The organism is Paraburkholderia phenoliruptrix (genome assembly GCF_019511605.1).
Classification (GTDB): domain Bacteria; phylum Pseudomonadota; class Gammaproteobacteria; order Burkholderiales; family Burkholderiaceae; genus Paraburkholderia; species Paraburkholderia phenoliruptrix_A.
In genome coordinates this window covers 83,134-105,134 of the sequence record NZ_JAEUAV010000027.1, presented here as the reverse complement: position 1 = coordinate 105,134, position 22,001 = coordinate 83,134, and the positions used below count along the sequence as shown (strand labels likewise).

21 protein-coding genes are annotated in these 22,001 nt (G+C 61.4%); 10 read left to right on the top strand and 11 right to left on the bottom strand.

Features of this window, described 5'->3' with window-relative positions:
• The coding region (locus JNB89_RS31390; RefSeq protein ID WP_431026605.1) for a hypothetical protein at positions 1–301 on the bottom strand (301 nt) is incomplete at its 3' end.
• 10 nt (positions 302–311) lie between these two features.
• Here JNB89_RS31390 and JNB89_RS26075 point away from each other — a divergent pair.
• The 4 genes from JNB89_RS26075 (at position 312) to JNB89_RS26060 (ending at position 3,802) form a co-directional block, all read left to right on the top strand.
• The gene (locus JNB89_RS26075; RefSeq protein WP_346656226.1) at positions 312–1,454 is read left to right on the top strand and encodes a collagen-like triple helix repeat-containing protein; all 1,143 of its coding nucleotides are present in this window, start codon (positions 312–314) and stop codon (positions 1,452–1,454) included.
• Positions 1,455–1,528: 74 nt separating this feature from the next.
• A complete protein-coding gene (locus JNB89_RS26070; RefSeq protein ID WP_220364137.1) occupies positions 1,529–2,863 on the top strand; it encodes an isoprenylcysteine carboxylmethyltransferase family protein in 1,335 nt (444 codons plus the stop codon).
• A 17-nt stretch (positions 2,864–2,880) separates the two neighbouring features.
• Positions 2,881–3,225 (top strand): transposase, encoded by a 345-nt coding sequence (locus tag JNB89_RS26065; RefSeq protein WP_220364136.1) that lies wholly within the window; start codon positions 2,881–2,883, stop codon positions 3,223–3,225.
• Positions 3,226–3,484: 259 nt separating this feature from the next.
• Complete coding sequence (locus tag JNB89_RS26060) at positions 3,485–3,802, top strand: DUF4148 domain-containing protein (protein WP_220364135.1); 318 nt, start codon at positions 3,485–3,487, stop codon at positions 3,800–3,802.
• A 218-nt stretch (positions 3,803–4,020) separates the two neighbouring features.
• On the opposite strand, the gene JNB89_RS26055 is transcribed toward JNB89_RS26060, so the two are convergent.
• Both JNB89_RS26055 and JNB89_RS26050 read right to left on the bottom strand, forming a co-directional pair.
• Positions 4,021–4,269 (bottom strand): hypothetical protein, encoded by a 249-nt coding sequence (locus JNB89_RS26055; protein ID WP_220364134.1) that lies wholly within the window; start codon positions 4,267–4,269, stop codon positions 4,021–4,023.
• Between the two features lie 137 nt (positions 4,270–4,406).
• Positions 4,407–5,453, bottom strand: a complete 1,047-nt coding sequence (locus JNB89_RS26050) for a phytoene/squalene synthase family protein (RefSeq protein WP_220364133.1) — start codon at positions 5,451–5,453, stop codon at positions 4,407–4,409.
• A 95-nt stretch (positions 5,454–5,548) separates the two neighbouring features.
• On the opposite strand from JNB89_RS26050, the gene JNB89_RS26045 reads away from it, so the two are divergent.
• The 3 genes from JNB89_RS26045 (at position 5,549) to JNB89_RS26035 (ending at position 8,208) form a co-directional block, all read left to right on the top strand.
• Positions 5,549–6,016 carry a MarR family winged helix-turn-helix transcriptional regulator gene (locus tag JNB89_RS26045; RefSeq protein ID WP_049790003.1) on the top strand — a complete coding sequence of 156 codons (468 nt, stop codon included), beginning with the start codon at positions 5,549–5,551 and terminating at the stop codon, positions 6,014–6,016.
• 365 nt (positions 6,017–6,381) lie between these two features.
• Positions 6,382–7,854, top strand: coding sequence for an ATPase domain-containing protein (locus tag JNB89_RS26040; RefSeq protein ID WP_220364132.1), 1,473 nt, complete (start codon positions 6,382–6,384; stop codon positions 7,852–7,854).
• A 3-nt stretch (positions 7,855–7,857) separates the two neighbouring features.
• A complete protein-coding gene (locus JNB89_RS26035; RefSeq protein WP_013342367.1) occupies positions 7,858–8,208 on the top strand; it encodes a response regulator in 351 nt (116 codons plus the stop codon).
• 39 nt (positions 8,209–8,247) lie between these two features.
• On the opposite strand, the gene bla is transcribed toward JNB89_RS26035, so the two are convergent.
• Complete coding sequence (gene bla, locus JNB89_RS26030; RefSeq protein ID WP_220364131.1) at positions 8,248–9,195, bottom strand: class A beta-lactamase; 948 nt, start codon at positions 9,193–9,195, stop codon at positions 8,248–8,250.
• 109 nt (positions 9,196–9,304) lie between these two features.
• Here bla and JNB89_RS26025 point away from each other — a divergent pair, with 109 nt between their 5' ends.
• Positions 9,305–10,189, top strand: coding sequence for a LysR family transcriptional regulator (locus JNB89_RS26025; protein WP_220364130.1), 885 nt, complete (start codon positions 9,305–9,307; stop codon positions 10,187–10,189).
• On the opposite strand, the gene JNB89_RS26020 is transcribed toward JNB89_RS26025, so the two are convergent.
• Positions 10,141–10,419 carry a hypothetical protein gene (locus tag JNB89_RS26020; protein ID WP_220364129.1) on the bottom strand — a complete coding sequence of 93 codons (279 nt, stop codon included), beginning with the start codon at positions 10,417–10,419 and terminating at the stop codon, positions 10,141–10,143. The two genes, JNB89_RS26025 and JNB89_RS26020, sit on opposite strands and share 49 nt — an antisense overlap.
• Before the next feature lie 40 nt (positions 10,420–10,459).
• On the bottom strand, positions 10,460–10,954 hold the full coding sequence (locus JNB89_RS26015; RefSeq protein WP_013342363.1) for a lecithin retinol acyltransferase family protein: 495 nt from the start codon (positions 10,952–10,954) through the stop codon (positions 10,460–10,462).
• 461 nt (positions 10,955–11,415) lie between these two features.
• On the opposite strand from JNB89_RS26015, the gene JNB89_RS26010 reads away from it, so the two are divergent.
• A complete protein-coding gene (locus tag JNB89_RS26010) occupies positions 11,416–11,703 on the top strand; it encodes a hypothetical protein (RefSeq protein WP_013342362.1) in 288 nt (95 codons plus the stop codon).
• Positions 11,704–11,708: 5 nt separating this feature from the next.
• Positions 11,709–12,479, top strand: a complete 771-nt coding sequence (locus tag JNB89_RS26005; RefSeq protein ID WP_220364128.1) for a PP2C family protein-serine/threonine phosphatase — start codon at positions 11,709–11,711, stop codon at positions 12,477–12,479.
• 61 nt (positions 12,480–12,540) lie between these two features.
• On the opposite strand, the gene JNB89_RS26000 is transcribed toward JNB89_RS26005, so the two are convergent.
• From JNB89_RS26000 to JNB89_RS25980, 5 genes are read right to left on the bottom strand one after another with little or no spacing between them, the layout of a single operon-like run.
• Complete coding sequence (locus tag JNB89_RS26000; RefSeq protein ID WP_220364127.1) at positions 12,541–13,890, bottom strand: sigma-54 interaction domain-containing protein; 1,350 nt, start codon at positions 13,888–13,890, stop codon at positions 12,541–12,543.
• Positions 13,890–16,946, bottom strand: a complete 3,057-nt coding sequence (locus tag JNB89_RS25995; RefSeq protein ID WP_220364126.1) for a peptidase domain-containing ABC transporter — start codon at positions 16,944–16,946, stop codon at positions 13,890–13,892. The genes JNB89_RS26000 and JNB89_RS25995 overlap by 1 nt, the downstream gene beginning before the upstream one ends.
• A gap of 42 nt (positions 16,947–16,988) precedes the next feature.
• Entirely contained in the window at positions 16,989–17,741 is a 753-nt protein-coding gene (locus JNB89_RS25990) for a peptidylprolyl isomerase (protein ID WP_013342358.1), read from the bottom strand.
• Positions 17,742–17,787: 46 nt separating this feature from the next.
• Positions 17,788–19,161 (bottom strand): HlyD family efflux transporter periplasmic adaptor subunit, encoded by a 1,374-nt coding sequence (locus JNB89_RS25985; protein ID WP_220364125.1) that lies wholly within the window; start codon positions 19,159–19,161, stop codon positions 17,788–17,790.
• Positions 19,139–21,745, bottom strand: coding sequence for an FHA domain-containing protein (locus JNB89_RS25980; protein ID WP_220364124.1), 2,607 nt, complete (start codon positions 21,743–21,745; stop codon positions 19,139–19,141). Before JNB89_RS25980 ends, JNB89_RS25985 begins: the two co-directional genes overlap by 23 nt.
• Positions 21,746–22,001 lie beyond the last annotated feature (256 nt).

Here is a 22,001-nt window from a genome sequence, read left to right as displayed (position 1 = left end):
CTTCCGGGACTTCGGGCACTTCGGGTACTTCGGGTACTTCGGGTACTTCGGGTACTTCGGGTACTTCGGGTACTTCGGGTACTTCGGGTACTTCGGGTACTTCGGGTACTTCGGGTACTTCGGGTACTTCGGGCACTTCCGGCACTTCGGGGACTTCCGGCACCTCAGGCACCTCAGGCACCTCAGGCACTTCGGGCACCTCAGGCACTTCCTCCACGCCCATCGGCCGCGTGGTCACCAATGCGAGCAACCTCATCACCGCCGTCGGCACGACAGTCGCCGACACTGGCGGCAAAGTCACGGGCACTTCCGTGCCCGGGGTCGACAGCGGCACCACAACCGGTCTAGGCAATGCGATCAGCGACCTGGGCAATGCGGTGAAGGCGCTGGGCAGCGGCAGCGCCGCCGGCCTCGGCAACCTGGGCAGCACGGCCAATCCGCTCGATCCAACGCTCGCGTCTACGTCAGGCGTAGTGTCGAATACAGCCGCCGCAGTGACATCGCTTGGCGGCGCAGTCACGAGTCTCGGCAGCGGACAACTGGCGCCGCTTGCGCCTCTCACGTCGACAGTCGGCACGGCCGTCGGCGGCGTAGGCACGGGCTTGAATGCTGTCGGCTCGGGACTGAATCAGGTTGTCGCCAGCGGCCCTGTGCAGCAGGTCGAGAGCCAACTCAGTTCGGCGATCAACCCCATCACGCTCGCCGTCTCGAACACCACACAGACCATCGGCACCGCAACCGGGCTCGGCGCGCCGCTTAACACACTGCTGAGCAGCATCGGCCACGGACTGGACTCCGCCGGCGTCAGCGTAGCCGGGGCCACTGGCGATCAGGTCGGCAAAGACGTCGGCACAGTCGTGAGTCAGTTGGGCAAGACCGTCACGAGTACCGGCGGACTCTTAACGGGAGCGACGACCAATCCGCTCGCGCCGCTCACAGGCATTCTCGGCCCCATCGGCGGCGGCAGTGCAAGCGGCAGCGGCGTGACCATTCCGCCCTTGACCGGCCTGATCGGCAACCTGGGCGCGCTGGGCGGCGGTACGGGCGCCGGTACAGGCGCGGGTACGGGCGCGGGCAGCACAAGCGGCGTCAGTGGACTTCTTGCGCCGGTCACCACGCTTCTCGGCAGTGTCCGGTCATTGCCCGGCGCGGGTGGAACGGGCGGGACCGGCGCGAGCGGCACCACAAGCGGCCTGCTTGCCCCTGTCACCACGCTGGTCGGCTCGCTGACCTCGGCAGTGGGTGCAGTGGGTGCAGTGGGTGCAGTGGGTGCAGTGGGTGCCGGGCGTACGGTCGGCGGGTCGCAAGGCGGCACAGCGGTCAATCCGGTCACCGGCCTCATAACCGGATTGACAGGTGGCTCGAATAGTGGCTCGTCGACCAGCGCCAATCCGCTCGCGCCGGTGACGAACCTCGTCGGCGGATTGCTCGGCGGCGTGGCGCCCTCGAAATAAGTCGCATTCCTAAATATTTCGACCCGAAACAAGCCACGCCCGAACGGCGCTTATGTCATGACGACGAGGATGACATGACCCCCAGCATCGACACACTCGCGCACGTCGACGACCCTGCTCCACCTTCGGCAACGCCGTTTCGGGTCGGCGTATTGGGCATGCTCGCCGGCCTCGCGGCGCTTTGGCTGGTACGCGACAGCGCCGCGTTGAGCGGCGCCGCGCGCAGCGCTGTGGCCTGTCTCGCGATCATCGCAACAGTTGGCACGTACGAGCTGTTTATCGCGCGCGTCTACCTGCGGCCGAGCGCCGGGTTGGCGAGTCGCGCACTGCGCTCGCTCAGCATCGCGCGTATCGCGATGCGTCTCGCGGCTCTCGCCTGCGTCTATGCAGGCATAGGCGCACTCTACTGGCTATTGCCCGAATACCACGGTGCGTTCTACACCCCGTTCTGGTCGCTGATCGCGACACTCGCACCTTGCGTGACAATAGCCGCGCCCTTCTATTTCGCATGGATGGATACACATCAGCGCGAAACGGACGACGCCTACCTGGTGCTCGCACGTCTCTTGTTTCGCGGAAAACGCCCGTCGAACTGGCGGCCCCTGCGCGAAATGCTGGCGGGCTGGATGGTCAAGGCGTTCTTCCTGCCGCTGATGGTCGTCTATCTGTCCACCACTGCCACGCAACTGGACGCGTCGCTTGGCGCCGCGCTCGCCGCGCCGCTCTCTCTTGCAACGTTCCGCTTCATGTACGACCTCACGTTTGCAATGGATCTGATGTTCGGCACGGTCGGCTATGTGTGCACGCTTCGCATTCTGGACAGCCACGTGCGCAGCGCGGAACCCACCACGCTCGGCTGGCTGGTCGCGCTTGTCTGCTATCAACCGTTCTGGTCGCTGATTTCCAGTCAGTACATCCGTTACGAAGGTTCAATGTTCTGGGACAGTTGGCTGATCTCCATGCCGCTACTGCGATTCATCTGGGGTACCGCGATAGTGGCGTTATTGTTGTGCTACGCCTGCGCCACGCTCTCATTCGGTTTGCGTTTCTCCAATCTGACCAACCGGGGCATCGTCACCTCGGGACCTTATCGCTTCACGAAACACCCCGCTTATATTGCCAAGAACCTGTCGTACTGGATGATCTTCGTGCCGTTCATCGAGCCTCTGGATTGGCGAGTCGCGCTCACGCATTGCGCGGCGCTCGCCGCGGTCAACCTGCTCTATTTCATGCGGGCAAAGACGGAAGAAAGACACCTGATGAACGATCCGGATTACCGCGCGTACGCGCAATGGATCGCGAGAAACGGCCTCTTCGCGCAGTTGGCTCGCGCGCTCCGGTATGACAGAAACAGCAGAAACGATAATGCTCAAGCCTCTGCCAGCTCGCGGCTTCATTGGGACGAATAGCTTCATTGGGAGGCAATGTGACCACACAAAAAGCCTTGGATAGCGCCGGCAGCTACCTGACTCAACTGTTGGGCATTGCGCACAGTCAATCGAGCCAGCCTGCACTACAGATTCCCCTCTCCGATGCAGACTGGGCGCTAGTGCAGAACCTCTTTCCGGAGCATATCCGCACGCGCGGACGCCCCCGCCGCAGCGACCGCGAAATCCTCAACGCGATACTGTGGTTGCAGCAGACCAAAGAAAAGTGGCACAGACTGCCTGGCACATTTCCGCCGCAGCAGACCTGCTACCTGCGCTACATGGCGTGGAAAAAGTCGGGTGTGCTCGCTCAGGTGAACGAGCGCCTGCCTCATTGCAATTAGCCAGTGCGCCACCGGCTGCGAGAGAGTGTCGCTCGAATTCGTGACGATCCTCGACAAGCGCTGCGCGACGTGAGGCACATATGCACAGCGCTCAGGGCGCGCCAGCTCGCGGCACATTGCGTGGCCATTTATCTCAATTCCAGCAACGAAGTTTACCGATTTGCGCCATTACTCTCTCCAGTTGGCAGACCTACAATGCAATCACTGGCTGCGAACAACAAGGTCCGCAGCGCAATCAAGACCAAACTGGAGGTTCATCATGAAATCACTTATTCAAGCCGTTGCTATCGCCGCTGTGCTGGCCGCTCCTGTCGCTTCTTTTGCGCAGTCCAATCAGCCTGTGACCCGTGCCCAGGTGCGCGCCGAACTGGTACAACTCGAAAAGGCCGGTTATCAGCCTGGCCGCGCAGACCCCTACTATCCGCAAGATCTGCTCGCCGCACAGCGCCGCGTCGACGCGCAAAACGGCACGGCTCAGCCCGCAGTGTCGAGCTATGGCGGTGTGGCAGCCGGTTCGAGCGAATCGGGCCGTGCAGTGAGCGCTAGTGGCACAAAGTCGATTTACTTCGGCAATTAAGGCACAACGACCCGCCGCTGGTCGCCCTGCCAACGCATAAGCTCTTTGATCCGCTGCAAATGAAACTGGCCCGCGACCGGTGGTTCCGGTCGCGGGCCAGTCGTTTATGTATACCTCCGTCATCGGCTGCCGATGACTTCGCCTGGATCTCATGGGTCCAGGCGCTTTTTGCCACTCACACTGCTGGTCGTTGCGCGTGCAACGGTCTGATCCGCCGCTCAGTCGCGAGCAATCAGATCGGCCACTTTGCCACGACCCGTGACAAGACAGCTCGACAGGAAATTTTCGCCCTGGCTGCTTGCGCCGGCTTCGCCAAAACCTTTCCTGAGCGCCTTCGCCTTGACGAGTTCCGCGCCCTGATGGCAGGTGATTGTCCCCACTTCGCCCGCCTGCGCGCGCATAAGCGCCCGATCCGCCATCAGATAGCCGAGCAGCAGTACCACTGCAATATTGAACGCCTGTCTCATGGATTGTCTCCTCCTTCGAGGAGACTAACGCGAAGCTTCCACGCGCGGTCTTAGGGGTTTCCCGATCGGGCACGCCGGGAGTACGTCAGGTGCACCTCGGGAGCAAGTTGAAACACGCTTGCGCCCCCCGGGCCCAGTCAGAACCTCGCTTCTATGTCGCGGATCCGGCGCTCTATCGCCCGGCGCACCAGCGCATTCGACGGCACCAGCAGCAAAGAAGTCCCGATGATCCGGTACACCTGGTTTCGCGACACTTTCGAGACCTGTTGCGGATCGAGCCACGCCGCGTTATCCACGAGCAGCAAGAGCGTGTCGAGGCCGATGAGAATCGGCCACAAGCATGCCAGCCGCAAACGCACTGCAAACGCGGGAATTGTGAGCGTGTACTCCAGTGCCTCGCGGAAGTGGTCGAGGGTCTTGCGCAACAGCTCGACCATGAGCGGACGCGCGCGCAGCGAATTGGCCGGCAGCAGAAGATCCTGCGGACTCAGGCCATGCTGCGCGAGCATTGTTTGCGGAAGATAACAGCGGCCAATCCGCAGGTCCTTGCCGCAATCGCGCAATACGTTGGTCATTTGCAGCGCCTTACCGAAACGCACGCCGCGCGCCTTCATGTTCGCCGGCTGCGCCTTCAGCGTGCCGGGCATGTGTGCGTATGTCATCGTGGTCCAGAATTCGCCGACGCAACCCGCAACCAGATACGTATAGCGGTCAAGCTCGCCATATTCATGCAGTGCGGCGATGCGTCCCGAGCGTTCGTCCGGAAACGTGCGCAAGTCGAACTCCATGCCTTCGGTCAACGTCGAAACAATCTCGCGCACGGCTTTACGGTCGGACTCGCTCAATTGCGCCAACACGTCGAGCGCGGGGCCGAGCGATTCGAGCAGTACCTTTTCGTCCGACTGGCTCTGCTGGTCCGCCACTTCCGCGGCCATGCGCTGAAATAGCGCTCCGTCGCTTGCCACGCCGTTGACCTGGTCGCGCAACGACAGCAGCAATTCGAGCCGCCGTGCGGGCGCGATCAGCGAAGTATCGGCGATCGTATCGGCAGCCCGCGCGAGCAGATATGCCAGGCCGATCGGATCGCGCATGCCTGCCGGCAACACGCGCAGCGTAAGGTAAAACGAGCGTGATACGCCTTTCAGGAGCGGGCCGAGAAGAAAGGCCCGGGTCGGAGTCGGCATGGTTGCGATGTCAGTATTGGCAAAATTCAGGGGGTGCCGAATTGTATACGGCAAGCCGCGCTAAGATGCGACATAGCCCGAATCTCGCGCCGACAATGACCAGAAACCAGAACTCGACTCTCGACACCACCACGCGCACTCGCCGCCCTAGCCTGCGGCTCACCTATGTGATCGGCAGCCTCGACCGCATTCTGCGGCGCCGAATGAGCGAGGCACTCGCGCCGCTCGGCCTGACGCTCGCTCAATTTACCGCGCTGTCCGTGCTCGAAGCGAAAGGACAAGCTTCAAATGCGCAGCTCGCCGAGCGCTCGTTTATCACACCGCAATCCGCCAACGAAGTGATGAACGCAATGGCAAGCCGCAACTGGGTGAGCCGCGAGCCAGACCCCACGCATGGCCGCATCGTGCTTCTGCAACTGACCGACGAGGGACGCACCGTGTTGCGTCAATGCGAGCAGGCTGTCAAAGCAATCGAAAAGCAGATGCTCGAAGGCATCGACCTGGAAGCCGCCGGCACGGTACAGCGCCACCTGGAAACTTTTGTCCGTAATCTGCGCGGATAGCGTCGCTAAGTGCGGTGCAGCTCCAGCGACAAGGGCTGCGGGGAAACCAGCGACACGCCCATGCGTCGCGCGCAAACCAGCACTCGTTTCGTGCGTTGCACTTTCTACTGCCGTGGGAACTCGCTGAGCGGCACAACGACTCGGCGCGTCGTTAAGCAGCGCAGCACGTACATGTTTGCGCCGCGCGGCGAATGTTCGTGACCAAGCGCTCCTCGGGCAAGTAGAATTGCGGGCATTCGACGCCCAATGTGCGGCACGCCACGCGGCTTGGGACGACCGGGAACGCGCCTTGCTGCCCACGTTGGGCTACGCATCGCGCTGACGTTCGCGAGCGGCCGCCAGCAGCAGTTCAACCACACATCACAATGACCATGTACGAATCGTCGACCTCCCCTCGCGCCAACGTTGAAACGGGTGTGCCCGGCCTCGACGAGATTCTGGGCGGCGGTCTGGTCCAAGGCGGCGTCTATCTTCTGGAAGGCATGGCTGGCGCCGGCAAAACGATTCTGTCCAGCCAGATCGGGTTCCACCGCGTGAGCCGTGGCGAGAAAGTGCTGTACATGACGCTGATCGCGGAATCGCACGACAAGTTGCTTGCGCACCTGAAGGGTCTGTCTTTCTTCGACGAAAAAGCGGTCGCGCAGCAAATGCTTTTTGTCTCCGGCTATCACGAACTGATGCAGGACGGCCTGGACGGCTTTCTGAAACTGATCGCGTCGAGCATTTACGATTACCGGCCGAGCCTGATGATCATCGACGGCTTTCGCAGCGCCCGCGAATTCAGCGAAACCGAGCTGTCGCTCTCCAAGTTCATTCACGAACTGAACGCCCTCGTCGCGGCCATGAACTGCACGACGCTGCTGCTTGCGCCGCTCTCCGGCAACGAGCCGCATCCGGAACACACGCTTGTCGACGGTCTCATCGAGCTGAACCGTTATAGCGACGGCATGCGCCGCGCGCGCGAGATCGAGGTGCACAAGATGCGCGCGCGCAACCACCTGATGGGCAAGCACTTCTTTCGTATCGCCGAAAGCGGGCTGCTCATGTATCCGCGTCTGGAAGCACAACCCGCGGCGGCGCGCGGACCGGTGGATCTGAAAACACGAGTCAGTTTCGGTCTGCCGCGTCTGGACGCCATGTTCGGCGGTGGGCTATCGCTCGGCTCGACAACGACGATGATCGGACCGTCTGGCGTCGGCAAGACCTTGCTGTGTCTACAGTTTCTCGCGGCCGGCATCGAGCGCGGCGAACGCTGCCTCTATCTCGGCTTTTACGAAGGGCCCCAGCGGCTAATCGGCAAGGCCGAGGCCGTTTCCATCGGGCTCGACGAAGCGTACCGCGACGGCCGGCTCGTCATTCAATGGCAACCCGCCGTCGAGCTTGCCATCGACGAAATCGCCGCAAACGCACTCGCCACCGCGAAACAGATGGGCGCGACGCGCGTGGTGATTGACGGCGTAGAAGGGTTTCGCGATTCGGCGCTGCGCATCGAGCGCTTCGGTCTCTTCCTGAATGCGATGCTGCACCAGTTGCGCGAAGCCGGCATCACGACGCTCGTCACGGAAGAAGTGCCGCTTTACGCCGACTACGGCCATTCGAGAAGCACGCGTGTTTCGGCACTCACGGAAAACCTCGTGCTGTTGCGTTACGCCGAAACGGACGCAGGAGCGCGCCGCGCCATCTCCATCGTCAAACAGCGCGAAAGCGCGCATGACCCGTCCACGCGCGAGCTGGTCATTTCATCGCAAGGGCTCGACATTGTCGAAAGCCTGACCGGCCTCTCCGTGTCCTCGGCGTCCGGCCTCCTCGCGATCTCGCAGCCCCGGCGCCCGGCCTAGCTCATGAAAACCATTCTGGTCGCGGATGACGAATTCGACATCCTCACGGTATGGCGGCTGCTGCTCGAGCGTCACGGCTACACAGTGCTAACCGCCTCCAATGGCGCCGTCGCACTCGAGCAGATACGCAGAACAAAGCCGGACATTATCGTGTCGGACTGCATGATGCCGGTCATGTCGGGGCTTCAATTGTGCGCGGCGCTTTACGCCGACCCGGAGCTGCGCACGATTCCAGTTATTTTGTGCAGCGCGGCCGCCGACATTCCCGTGCAGCCCAATCCGTTTATTGCATACGCCCGCAAGCCGATAGCGTTCGATGCGCTCCTCGCGTTGCTGCAAAAGATGTCGGTATAGCGGCGTCCGCTCTACCGCTTTGCTTCCCTCGCGCAGCGGTCAAACAGACTCGACCACCAGCGCGCCGACGTCTGCAATCGCCGCATTGCAGCGCGCCGCATTCCCAGCAGTTCCGGTCAGGTAGACGGCGACCAGAATGGGGCCGCGTCCAGGCGGCCAAAGAATGGCCACGTCGTTCGCCGTGCCGTGATCGCCCGTGCCGGTTTTGTCGCCCACGCCCCAATCTTTCGGCAGCCTCGCGCGAATCCGCGCGCCGCCGGTCTCATTGGCCGCGAGCCAGGCGAGCAATTGCACTCTGGATGTCGAACTCAATTGCTCGCCCATCACGAGTGCGCGCAGATTGCCGAGCATTGCATTCGGCGTGGTCGTATCGCGCGGATCGCCCGGCGCGGCCTCGTTCAGCGTGGGCTCATTGCGGTCCAGACGTGTCATGCCGTCCCCAAGACTGCGCGCGAATGCGGTCAATGCGGCGGGCCCGCCAAAAGATTGCAGCAGCAGGTTTGCAGCGGTGTTGTCACTGAGCGTGATTGCCGCCTTGCATAATTCGGCGATGCTCATGCCCGCGCTGCCGGTGCGCTCGCGGGTATGCCTCGACGTAGCCGGCGAGTTCGGCACGAGTTCGCTTTGCGAGTAGACGATGCGCCGCTGCAGGTTCTCTTCGCCACGATCGACCCGCGCCAGTACTGCGCCCGCGGCGAGCAGCTTGAACGTGCTGCACATCGGAAAACGCTCGTCCGCGCGCAGACCTGCGTGCAAGCCCGAGGTGGTGTCGACGATCGAAACGCCGAGCCGCCCGCCGCTTTGTGCTTCGATTTCCAAGAGCCGCGCACGAATCGCATCGAGCCTGGCGAATTCTCGCCGCTGCCTTGCCGCCTGCGCCCCTGTGAGCGATCCGGCGTTTTTGCCCCAGGCGCCGCTATTGCCGAGCGCAACCCCGGCTATTGAAACACCCAGCATCGCGCCCGCGAATTTTCTTCTCGTGATCATTGCCGCTCCTTGTTTGAAGCCGCAACTATCGGTTCTCCAGCCCTCGCTGACAAACGATGATAAGTTAATGCGCTCACAAGAAAAACTTATGCCTTGGCCATGACACACCATGAGACCTTATCTTCCGCTTAATGCGTTGCGCGCTTTCGAATCGTCCGCCCGGCACTTGAGCTTCACGCGCGCGGCGCTCGAGTTGAACGTCACGCAGGCCGCCGTCAGTCAGCAGGTGAGAGCGCTGGAGGAGCGTCTTGGCACCGCGTTATTCAAGCGCTTGCCGCGTGGCCTCGCGATGACCGACGAAGGCCTTGCATTGCGCCCCGTGCTGACCGATGCATTCGACCGTATAGAAGCCGTGCTTAAGCAATTCGAAGGCGGCCATTTTCATGAAGTACTGACGGTCGGCGTGGTGGGCACATTCGCCGTCGGCTGGCTCATGCCGCGGCTAAGATCGTTTCGCGAAGCTCATCCGTTTGTCGAATTGCGGCTCCTGACAAACGACAATCTCGTCGATCTCGCGACCGAAGGTCTGGATTTCGCGATCCGTTTCGGCGACGGCACGTGGCCCGGTTCGCTCGCGACCTGCCTGCTCGACGCGCCGCTCGCATTGCTATGTACGCCGGAAATAGCGCAACGACTATCGACGTCCGCCGATCTCGTCGGCGAAACGCTGCTGCGTTCCTATCGGGCAGACGACTGGAGCAACTGGTTCGCCGCGGCCGGCATTGCGCCGCGGCCCATTCGCGGGCCGGTGTTCGACTCTTCGCGCCTGATGGTCGAAGCGGCGATGCAGGGCGCGGGCATTGCGCTCGCGCCCGCGCTGATGTTCGGCCATGAGATCGAGACGGGGCGACTGGTGAGCCCGTTCGATATCGAAGTACATGCCGGCAGTTACTGGCTCACCTGGTTGAAGGGCAAGCCAATGACGCCTGCCATGCTGCTGTTCAGTCAATGGCTCGTCAAGGAAGCAGCTGCGCACAGACCCGTGCGACGGTAGCCGTTCATCGCAGGACGTTCGGCTTGCGGCGGAAACACGTTCCAGGAGCCGTCGTCGTGACGGAAGAAAAAGATGGACAGCAGACCGCCCGGGCGCAAAGCCTCGACGCGCACGAAGCGCCGATGCTGTGACGCGCGGTGGCAGAACTCGACTACTCGAGCGGGCATGGAGGGCGTCGGCGCAAGCCATTTTTCGACGGCCCAGTGCAAGGTCTTTTCAGCGGCAGCCATGATGCTCTCCTTCGTTCCTTTACCGATTCCGCCTGGCGGCTCAAGCAAGTTGTGCGGTGAACCGCCGGCTCTTCGCGCCGTTCTCGACGAATGCCTTAACAAGGCACATCAACACATGCATACCAGTGCGCGGATGGCGCAGGCTGCAATGCACCTGTTCGCTGCGGCTTTCGCCGAGCAGTACCCAGGCGCAGAAGTGTTCGCAGTTGTTGGTCAACAGGCGATAACGGTTTTCGCCGAGGCGCGAGCGAGCGCGGCGCACCGCTTCCTCGCCGAGGTAGCGCGCGCGGGGCGTCGCGCGAATCGACAGCGGATGGCCGGCCGCGAAACGCTCGAGTTCTACTTCTTCAACCGGGCCGCGATGCGCCGACCCCGCAAAACCCGCGTAATGCACCACCCGGCCGTTGCCCACATAAATGCCGTGATGTTCATAGCCGCAGCGGGTCGAGACGAGATGCGAGCCGATCGGCAGGTCGATGGTGGATGACGATTCACCGCCGGCCTTGCTGCTCGCTTGAAGAGAGTTCGTGTTCATGGCTTGCCTCGTTCCGGTTCCAACACTGTTGCGAGGTCTTTTGCATCATCCAGGCCATGTGGCGGAAAGCCTTTGTTTACGGGGTTTTCGGCGAAAGAACGCGGTTTGCCGGGAGACGGATGTCGGCCGGGAACCGACAGAAAAAGCGCGGATGTGTTGGTGGCGTGCGCTCTCTTGCGGTCATGACAATGCACCTACAGGCGCCGCGCGACATGTTCGCGATGCAGCCAGAAGTGTTGGGCGTTGCACCGGTCGTAGCGCAAGCATGTTGGCTCGAGCCCGACCTATCACCCTTCCCGCGCGTTGCAGGGCAAGGTGTGATTCGCTCGCTATCCCGCGCCAGTCATTGCATTGCCGGAACAACCATGACGTCGCGCGCAAATTGGCATATCACTTGCACCGTTGTCGTTCAGATCCATTCAAGCCGCGCGCGTGGCGCGCGCGGTCAACCGGAGAACGACATGGCTTCCATTTCTGTAAACGATCTTTCGCTCAACCTGGCGCTCGACCGCAAGGCCATGGCGGCAATTCGAGGCGGCGGCGGCGCGCCGTGGGTGTACGGCTGGATTCAACCGTATGTGCGGGAAACGCCGAGCATTGGACCGGTCGTGAACCTGTACGAGGTTTCCAACAACTTCTATGCTAACCAGATGATCAACCAGTTCCAGTCGGTCGACGTGCGCAATACCGGCGCGAACTCGAACATCAGTGTCTCTCCTGACGCCCGCAGCAGAAACGACATGGTGTAGCCATTGTGACTTGCACGAGCCAATTTCGCTGGACGTCGTCCGCGTGTTCTGACGCTGGACGCGTACGCGAAATCAACGAAGATGCGTGCCTCGACGAAGCCCAGCTCGGGCGCTGGGCCGTCGCCGACGGCATGGGTGGGCACGCGGTCGGCGACCTTGCAAGCCGCCTCGTGATCGACGCATTGAAACGGCTCGGCCCGCCTGTGAGCATGAAGGCGTTCATCGCCGATGCACGCGCGCATTTGCAGGTGGCGAATCGTCAGTTAAGACAGGAAGCCGCGCGCCGCCAGGTGCAGCGCATCGGCAGTACCGTGGTCGCGCTTCTCGCATGCGACCGGTTTTGCGGCTACGTGTGGGCCGGCGACAGCCGCCTGTACCTGGTTCGCGACGGACAACTGCGTCAGCTCACCCGCGATCACAGCCAGGTCGAAGCGCTCAAGTCGCTTGGTGTGATTACCGATGAAGAAGCAAGGCATCATCCGGCGCAGCACATGATCACGCGCGCCGTGGGCGCCACAGACCTGCTCGAACTCGACGACGACGCAATCGAAGTCGCGGACGGCGACATCTTCCTGCTATGCAGCGACGGCCTGAGCAACGAGATCAGCGAGGACGATATGCTGGCGGTGCTGAGCGCGGAGGGACACGGGAATGCGTCGGCTGAACTGGTTAGCCTCGCGCTGGAGCGCGGCGGGCGGGACAACATCACCGCTGTGGTGGTACGCGCCGAAGATCCTTACGCAGCGGATAAAACGCTATTGAATCCCTCGCCCTGACGTGACGTGAGGTGGTGTGGCATGGCAGGACATCGTTCGGTCCTTACGAAAGGCGCCGCGCTTATACGTCACCGTCATCTTCATCGCGGTCCTCAGCGCCGTTTCTGGTAGATGCCGCCGTATTGCGATTGCGGAAGTCTTTTGAATGGAGTCCGTGTTTCTTCAGCAGCATCTGCAGATGCGAGCGGTTCATATCGATGCGCCGCGCCAGTTCCGCCACTGTGCCGTTCACTTCGCGCAGCCCACGTTCCAGGAAGGCTTTTTCCGCGTCGTCGCTTGCGGCGCGCTTGGCGTCGCTGAGCGACATAAGGTTCGCCACGCTGATCGGCTGCTGGCCCGCCTCATTGGCGCCGCCTTGCAATGCACCCGGTGCACCTGGGCGCATATCGGTAGGCAAGTGGTCGATATCGGCCATATCGCCCGCAAGACACGAAACCCGGTACATGACATTACGCAATTCGCGAATGTTGCCGGGGTAAGCGTAGTTCAGCAGAAAGTCCCTTAAACGCGGGGTCAATCTCACCGGCCGGCGTTTGAGCGTACCGGCCGCCTCGTCGCCAAACCATGCAATGAGAAGCGGAATTTCGTCGCGGCGTTCGCGCAGCGGCGGCAGCGTAACGTGAATCACGCTTAGCCGGTAAAAGAGGTCTTCGCGGAACTTGCCCTCCTCGCTCAGCTTGCGCAGGTTTCGATTGGTTGCAGCGACAATGCGCGTATCCACAGCGATCGTTTCGTCCGAGCCCACGCGTTGAATCTCGTGCGCCTCCAGAACGCGCAGCAGTTTCACCTGGCCCGCGAGCGGCAATTCACCAATCTCGTCAAGAAAGATGGTTCCCGTATGTGCGCTTTCGAATTTGCCTTTGCGGTCGTTCGCGGCACCCGTAAACGCGCCCTTGCGATGACCGAACAGCTCCGACTCGAGCAGGTTGTCCGGAATGGCGCCGCAATTCACGGAGATAAACGGCTTGTCGGAACGCGAGCCGTTGGCATGAATGACCTTGGCCATCAGTTCCTTGCCTGTACCGCTTTCTCCGTCTATCAGAACCGGCAGGTCAGTCGGCGCGGCCTTTTCCGCAATTTCCAGCGATTCCAGCAGGCGCGGATTGTCGCCGAACGTGCCTTCGAAAATGAAGCTGCGCTCGAGCAGCGCCTGCCTGCGCGCCCCGCGCGACTGCTCGGCGCGCTGCTCGGGTTCTGCAGCCACTGCCGCCTGCACGAAGCGCTCCTTGTGCGACAGTTGCATGACTTCATCGCGCAACGACGTGGCCTGCCTCAGCAGTTTGTCGATATCCGTGCGCTCCAGTCGCGACGACCAGCGCAGCGTCGAGCGCAAAATCTCAATTCGCTCGATCAAACCCGCGTATGAAATCGCCGGACTGATGTCTTCAATCTGGTCGAGTATCTTCATCATCACGCGCTCAGTTGTTTCTGCACCAGCTGGTAGTACATGCCACCGCGCTGGAGCAGTTCTTCGTGACGGCCCTGTTCGACAATTGCGCCTTCATACAGCACAAGAATCTTGTCGGCCCGCATGATCGTACTTAGCCGGTGAGCGATAATTACCGCCGTGCGGCCTTTCAGAATGTCGTGCATATTGCCGAGAATGTTGCTTTCCGACTGTGAATCGAGCGCGGAGGTGGCTTCATCGAACACCAGCAGGCGCGGGTCATGATAGAGCGCCCGCGCGATGCACAGCCGCTGAATCTGCCCGCCCGACAAGCCAATGCCGCGTTCCCCCACAATCTGCTCATAGCCACGCGGCATCTTGCTGATGAACGCGTGGGCGTCCGCCATTTTCGCAACCTCTTCTATGCGGCGGCGGTCCGGCGCGTCGTCGCCGCTCGCGATGTTCTCGGCAATCGTGCCGGAGAAAAGCAGATTGCTCTGCATCACGTAGCCGATCTGCGCACGGTAATACGCTTTATCGACCACGCCCAGGTCATAACCGTCTATGGTCATTTTCCCTTCGCTCGGCTCGTAAAAACCCACTAGCAGTTTCGCCAGCGTCGTCTTGCCCGAGCCGCTGCGTCCGACAATCGCCACCAGTTCGCCTGGCTTGATATCGAAGCTGACGTTCTCCAGCACGTAAGCGGAGTCGTTGTCGCCGTAACGAAAATAGACACCGCTCAAGCTTATTTCACCTTGCAGTTCCGGCAACATCACCCGTGAGGGCAGATCTTCCGGTTTCTGTTCGGGCTCGATATCGAGTACGTCCCCGAGTCGCTCCATCGCGACACCCGCGTCGTTGAGCATGCTCCAGAGCCCGACAAGTCCCATCAACGGACCGAGTACGCTGCCCATGAACGCATTGAACGCAATCAACTGGCCGATGGTCATTTCGCGCGCCAGCACTAGATTGGCGCCGACCCAGAGAATGGCAATCGTGGTCGCCGCGTTCAGCAACTGGCTGCCTAGCCCGACGAGAATGTTGAAGGCGTGCGCCCGATATTGCACTTCAAGCGCTTTCGCGTATTTCTTTTCCCAGCGCAGTCGCACCGGCCGCTCGATGCCCATGCCCTTGACGGTCTCCACGCCTGCAAGCGCTTCCATCAGGAACGACTTGGATTCCGTGGATGCAGTGAACACCTCGCGCGCATAGTTCTTGATTTTCGGCGTCGCCAATGCGGTCAGCGCCATGATCGGAATGACGAAACCTATCAGTACCAGCGTCATCTTCACGTTGTAGACGAACATGATCGTGAAGTAGATGAACACCATTAGCAGGTTCAACGCAGTGGTTACCGTGGATTCGGTGAGAAACGCGCGAATGGTCTGGTTCTCCTGAAAGCGCGCGAAGATGTCGCCGGTCTTGCGTTTGGCGAAAAACGAGAACGGCAGCGACAGCGTGTGCTTGAAGAACTGCGACATCATCGCGAAGTCCATGTTGCGTACCATGAAATTCGCGAGATATGCGCGAATCGACGACATAAGTTGCGAGAACACGTTGGCGATGATGAGCCCGCCTATCAGCAGGTGCAGCAAGCTCACGTTCTGGTGCACGATCACACCGTCAAGAATGTTCTGGATGATGAGCGGCGGAATGACGCCCAGCACCTGGATGACGAACGTGGCGAGAAAGAGGTGTCCGAGAATCTTGCGGTAAGGCTTCAGGTAACCGACAAATCGTATCCACGGCGAACGCGCGGCCGACATCTGCAACATCTGCGGTCCGCCGGTAAACAGCAGACATGTACCGCTCCAGCCACGCTCGAAGTCTTCCACAGTCATCTTGCGAAAACCCAGCGCCGGGTCGGCAACCCACACGTATTCACTGGAAAGGCCGTACACAATCACGTAGTGGTAACCCTCCCAATGCACGATGAAGGGCAAATCGAAACCGCGTAGGGAATCGAATGTGCATTGCACGCCGCGCGTTGTGAAACCGAGCGATTCGCCCGCGCGCGCGAGACTGTCCAGCGTCGCGCCCTGAGTCGTCACATTGGCGAGTTCGCGCAATTTTCCGAGCGTCATCGGAATGCTGTAGTGGCGGCAGATCATCGCGAGGCATGCAGCGCCGCAATCCATTTCTTCCGCCTGCTCCACAAGCGGAAAGCGCCTGATCACCTTCTCGCCGAACTCGGGTTTGCTCTGCAAATCGAGCAGAAGGGGCAGCTTGCGGCGTTGCTCGACCCGCTTCTGGCGTTGCAATTCGCGGTCGCCATAACGAATGCGTTCGTCCAGTACTTCGCGTAGTTTGGGGTTGCGCTCGAGAATAAAGTGCACCGTCCGCTCGGGAATCACGAGAAGCCGCGTATCGGTCGACGCAATCGCCGAAGCCATTTGCTCCTGGCGCATCAAGCAAGCCTTCTCGCCGAATATCTCGCCCTCCCCTAACGTGGCGAGCGTATAGTCGCGCCCTTCCTCATGGCGGACAATCCGCACCTCGCCCTGGCGCACCACATATAAGCGCCGGTCGTCGCGTGCGTCCTGCTTGAGAATCTCCTTGCCCGCCGACACGCGTTTGACGCCAACGCTGCGCACATATTCTTCTAGTTCTGCCTTGTTTAGCTTGCCGCGTAGATCGAACAACTGCGCGACAAAACCGCCTGCCGAGTTGATGGCCACATAGCTCGCGACAAAGGCGAGCGCCGCCTGATTGCCTGCAATAACCGGTTCGATTGCGGCGCGTGGAATGAACAGCAACTCGGTTTTCGCGGAGGCCCGCACCGACGCTTCATGCACATAGGTGCGCAGCATCGCGATGTCGGCGAAAATTTCGCCCGACTTGCGCACGCCCATGCTGGTTTCCTTGCCGTGCTCTTCAACAAAAATGCGCACCGAACCCGAGCGGACTACGTATAGACCGTCGGCGGTCTCGCCGGCTGAGCATACTGTTTCGCCGAACGAATAGAAGCGCGCCTGCGCACATTCGGCTAAACGCTCGATTTCATCGCGAGAGAAGGGCGACAGTATCTCCACCGAGGCAAGAAACTCGGCGGCGGATGGCGCGGTCTGGGGTGCATCCATAAACGTGCGGACCTCGGTTCAGCTTGTGGTGGCGGCGCCCGTTCAGCGCGCTTCGATTACATGTTCCTGTGCACGCGCAATCAGCCAGCTTTCGCGCAGAAGGCGGCGAACTTCGGCGGCCACGTCGGCGTCGAGCGTAGCCGGGTACTTCGCAGTCACCGCGAAAATCTCAAAGCATGATCGGTCCGCCGACGGAAACGGCCCGAGCAGATCGCCCACCGCCGCATTGAAAATCTTTGCCTCGATGTCGGGCTTCAACGAGCCGCGCAATACCTTGCCGATCACGCCGCCCGCCTCGCGCGTATCGGCAATGGAATGCTCGCGCGCCATGTCGGCGAAACTCTCCGGATCGTCGCGCAGATACGAGATCATTTCCTTCGCCTTGCCTTCGCTGTCCAGCACGATGTGGCTCACTTCGATTGCGTCGAACTTGGGCGAGTTCAGCGCGAAGTAATCGCGGACCGCCGCCTCGTTGCCGACCTGGTCGAGCATCTTCTCCTGATACAGCCCGTCCGTGATGAACGCCTCGAATTCGTCAAGGCTCACGTTGAGCACGTCGAGATACTGGTTCATGTCCGTCGCGCGGTGCAGACCCCGCACGCGGCGAAACTGGTCGGCACGCTCCTGGATTTCGTCGGCGGTCACGACAATGCCCTGCTTCTTCGCTGCATGCACGGTCAGCTTGTCGCGCACGATCTGCTCGATAAGGCTTTCGAACTGGCCAGTCAACTTCAGAAGACGAATAAACTCGGCCACATCCACGACTTCATCGTCTATTCTCACTATCGCGGTCATGTTGTCCGCTCCTTTGGTTAATGTGCGATCCGTGCGATCCGTGCGATCAGCCCGCCACCTGCCTGAATGGATCGAGGCCCAGGTCGATCAGCCGGCGCTCGCGCACCACGATTTCCGCGCTCGCCGTCATGCCATAACGCAATGGATAGCGAGTGCCGGCAATCTCGTAGTAGTTCTTGTCGAGGATCACGCGGCCCTCGTATACCGGCTGCTTGTTCTGCAACGAGGGCTTGGTCGCGGGCGAAATATAGGCGAGCGTGCCGCCGATCAATCCATAGCGCTGATACGGGAACGCGTTGAACTTCAGCTTGACCGGCAGTCCCTCGTGCAGAAACGCGCGGTCGTGTTCGGCAATTTCTATCTTCAACACCGGCTTGGCGTCTTTCGGCGCAATGCCGCCAAGCGGCGAGTTCGCCTGAATCTTGTCGCCGCGCTGTGTCGATGTGACATCTGTAATCACCCCCGATACCGGCGCCAGAATCAGCAGGAAGTTGTCCTTGTCGATGTTCTCGAAACGGATTCGGGCCGCGGCTTCCGAGACGAGGCGCGCGCTTTGCAGTTGCAGGCGCAACTTGTCTTCGGCGTCGGTAATGTCGCGCACCGCGGCGTCGTACTGAAGCTGCAGCTCGGTGGCTTGCTGCCCGCTCGTTTCCAGCTCCGCATTTGCCTTCGCGTATTCGTGACTCAAACGGAAGTCCAGCTCGGCGAGCTTCGACTGCGCGACCCGGTATGCGTTGTCGGCTTCCATTGCCGCCGTCCGCTTTTGCTCGACTTGCAATTCGGCAATCCCGCCGCCGCCTGGCTGCGCAAAGAGCCGCGAATAGCGGTCGAGTTCCTGGTGCGCCGCCTCACGCACGCGCCGGGCGTTGTCGAGTATGCTGCGCGCTTCGTCGAGTTCGGCTTTCTGCCCTTCAGCGAGCTTGGTCGTGCCTTCGGACACGCGGTTTTCGTGCAAACGGGCTTCCACTTCCATTTGCGTCTTCAATGCAGCGGCCTTTCGCTCCATGAGCGCTTTCTTCTGCGGGAACTGCTTCCAGTCGCGCTCGGCATCTTCCAGTTTCAGTTGCGCCTGCAACGCGTTGCTCGCCGCCTCTATAGCGCCGCGTGCATTCAGTCGCGCGAGCACATCGCCTTTCGACACCGGTTGGCCTTCCGCGATATAGAGATCCGCAAGTTCGCCGTCGATAGGCGCATAAATGCGGCGTACCTCTGACTCGGGCGAGAGCGTGCCCTGTGCGCTGACGATCACATCGGCACGGCCCACGAACGACCACAGCAAACCCGCCACCACCAGAGCGACCATCGCCCAGATCAGCGCACGCGCAATTCGCACCGGCTCCGCGGTGAGTATTGCAATGCCTTCGACGCTATGGTCTTCCAGCGCCTCGGCCAGCGTTCTAGGGTGACTGTCGCGTTTCACTCTGCTCGCCTCCAATCAACGCCAGCTTCGCTTTCAGAAGCGCGGGGTCCAGCACCATGCGCAACTCGGTGAGCGAGCGGCGCTGCAAGGTGGTCTCCGCTTCTATGTCCGCAAGCAGGCGGTCAAAGTCTGCGGGATGGTCCGCTTTCAACTGCGAATAGATGCGCATGCCCTGTTGCGCGGACGTCTGAGCATCGGACAGCAGGCGCGCTTCGTTGCGAAAGCCCGGCGAAATGCCCGCTTCCAGCCGCTGTGTGCCGCCAATCGGACCACTCGCGCGATACTGTTTCCACAGGCTCTGCGCGCGCAGCATCAGGTCTTGCGCACGCGACAACGCTTTGTCGTGCAACGCCGCGACGTCTTTCTCGATGGCCCGCGCGAACCAGACGTCCGTCTGCGGATCCAGGCTCGCGTAGAAAGACAGCAGACGCTGGTCATAATCCTTGCTGCCGCGCGTTTTCTGCAGGTCGTTGTATTGATCGAGCAGCGCTTTCTTGTGCGCCGCTTCGGCGGCCAGTACATCGGACCAGGGTCCGGCGGGCATCGACTGCAATCCCGCCAGCGCCTGTTGCGCGTCGCCGCGCTGCCAGGCAGCGGCAATTGTGTCGTGGCGGCGGATCACGTCGTCCGAAGGCAAACGGGTCGCGGCCAGTTGCCGATATTGCGCCTGAAACGGCGGCGTACCGAACCGCGTGGTCTTCATTAGCGCGAGCAAGGTGCTCAATTGACGACCGAGCGCGGCCTCCAGTACAGCCGTGTATTGGCGCAAATCGTCGCGCACCTGATCGAGACCCGCGAGACGCGGGTAGCGTTGCGCATAGTCGTCGAGTACGGATGGCAGCGCGGCCGGTTTGTCGCGCGCCAACTCGGTGCGAATAGCGCCGTCAAGCCGCGTTATGGCGGCCAGATACACCGAATCGTCGCTTTCGAGCTTACGCAGATGACTCATGGCCTGCGCATACGGCTCGGTAAAAACGGGTACATACGAGGCGATTCTGTCGAGGGCGCGCTGGTGGCTTTGCGGATCGTCGTGCCACCGTTGCAGCAGGCCGTCGATTGCCGCCTCGTCGCGATACATGTGGATCGGCGCCTCCACGCCGCCGCGCCCGGCAATGAAGCGTTCGAGATCGCCCACCCAGTGCAATTCGCCCACCAGCGCCGCGGCGTCCGCATTGTGCGCGCTCGACGCCTTCATGTCCGCAAGCAGCGCATCGGCCTGCTCGAACTGCGCCTTTTGCAGTGCGTTGAGCCAGTCCGGAAGCTTCGCCTTGAGGAGTGCTTCGCTTGCGAGCGCACTGACTTTCGTGTCGGTCGGATGGCTCGCCAGATAGCTCTTTGCCGATCGCACCGCGCTCGTATAGTCGCCGCTCGCGAGCAAGCTCTTCAGTTCGCGCTCGGACGAACCGCGCAGGTACAGCGTCAATGCGACAGTGCCCAGTAATATGACGCCAACGCCGCCCCATACCGCGATTCGCCGCGTGTTCGCATGCTCGTCGCCGACGAATGCCTTTCTGAGTTCGCTTGCCACGAGGCGCCAGCGGCGCGGCTTGCGCTTCGTCGCGCCGGCAGCACGGCCGCTTTTCGCGCCGTCTGCGGTGCCGTCGTGAGCGGGGCCACCATTGCCGCTCTTTGCTGCATTTGCCGCGGCCGCTGTCGATGCAGCGCGTCTTGCCGGCGCCCCCGCTGCGTGCGCCGCCTCATTGATTTCGTCTTCACGTTGCCGGGCCGGATCCACGCAGAAGATGTCGAGAAACGAATTGGCTGCGCCGACGAAGGTGGTCTTGTCGGCATCGGCGGCTTCGGCGGCGGCGGGATCGAGCAACAGTTGCGTCACGGTCGGCTCGGCTTCAGGCGGTTTGTGCAGCGTCACCCTGTAGACGAAGTGGTCGCCGCCAAATGCAACGATGTCGCCGTCCACCAGCGGTTGAGCGGATTCGTCAAGACGTTTGCCGCCGACGAACGTACCGTTCGTGCTGCCGAGATCTTCCAGGTAAAGCTCGTTGCCCTTCAGAAAGATGTGCGCGTGCCGGCGCGAAATATAGTTGACCTGATGCGGATAGCGGTCCTTGTAGCGCGAAAACACCTGATCCGCCTTGCTGACGAGAAACGGAAACGCCTGCACTTCAATGGGCTGCAGCCCAAGGTCGTCGCGCTGCGGCACGAGCAAGAGACCCGGCGCGCACGCGGCGTTGCTGGCCGCGACAATGCGAGCGCGCGGCTCGATGCTCACGCGATAACAGAGGTCGCCTCCGAAGCACAGCTCGTCGCCGGCGCGCACCCGGGCCGGCGTTTGCCGCACTGCGACGCCATTGACGGTGGTACCGTTCTTGCTGCCCAGGTCCGCGACGTACAGCGCGCCTTGTTCGATAAAGATGCGTGCATGACGGCGCGACAGACGCGCGATGCGCTCGGCGGGATAATCCGTAAACGGTGCCTCGCTGCGGCCGATCGCGAACAGACTATCGACAATCCTGATGGCGTCCAGCGCGGGACGCTGCCCGGACGCAAGGGGAGACAGCAGCACGTCGAAAACCGTTTCGGCTGTTGTGCGTGTCTCAGCAATCGGAATTTCGCCGTCGGCCATTTTATCCGGATCACTAATCGTTTACCCGCTGCGGCGAGAGCGCAACGGAATCAGCACGAAGGGACGACGGCGAAGAGATCTTGTTTTGCGGAGCCGTCCGAAACCCGGCTCCTCAAAGATTGTAAGTCACGCATAGCGAGTGTCAATTCTCAGTCGTCGGTTATCAAGCCGCCGGACGTGCGGCGCGCAATGAAAAAGACGCGGCGCGCGGCCCGGCGGATTAGCTCAATGCTCCTTTACTTACCGGTACTTTGTC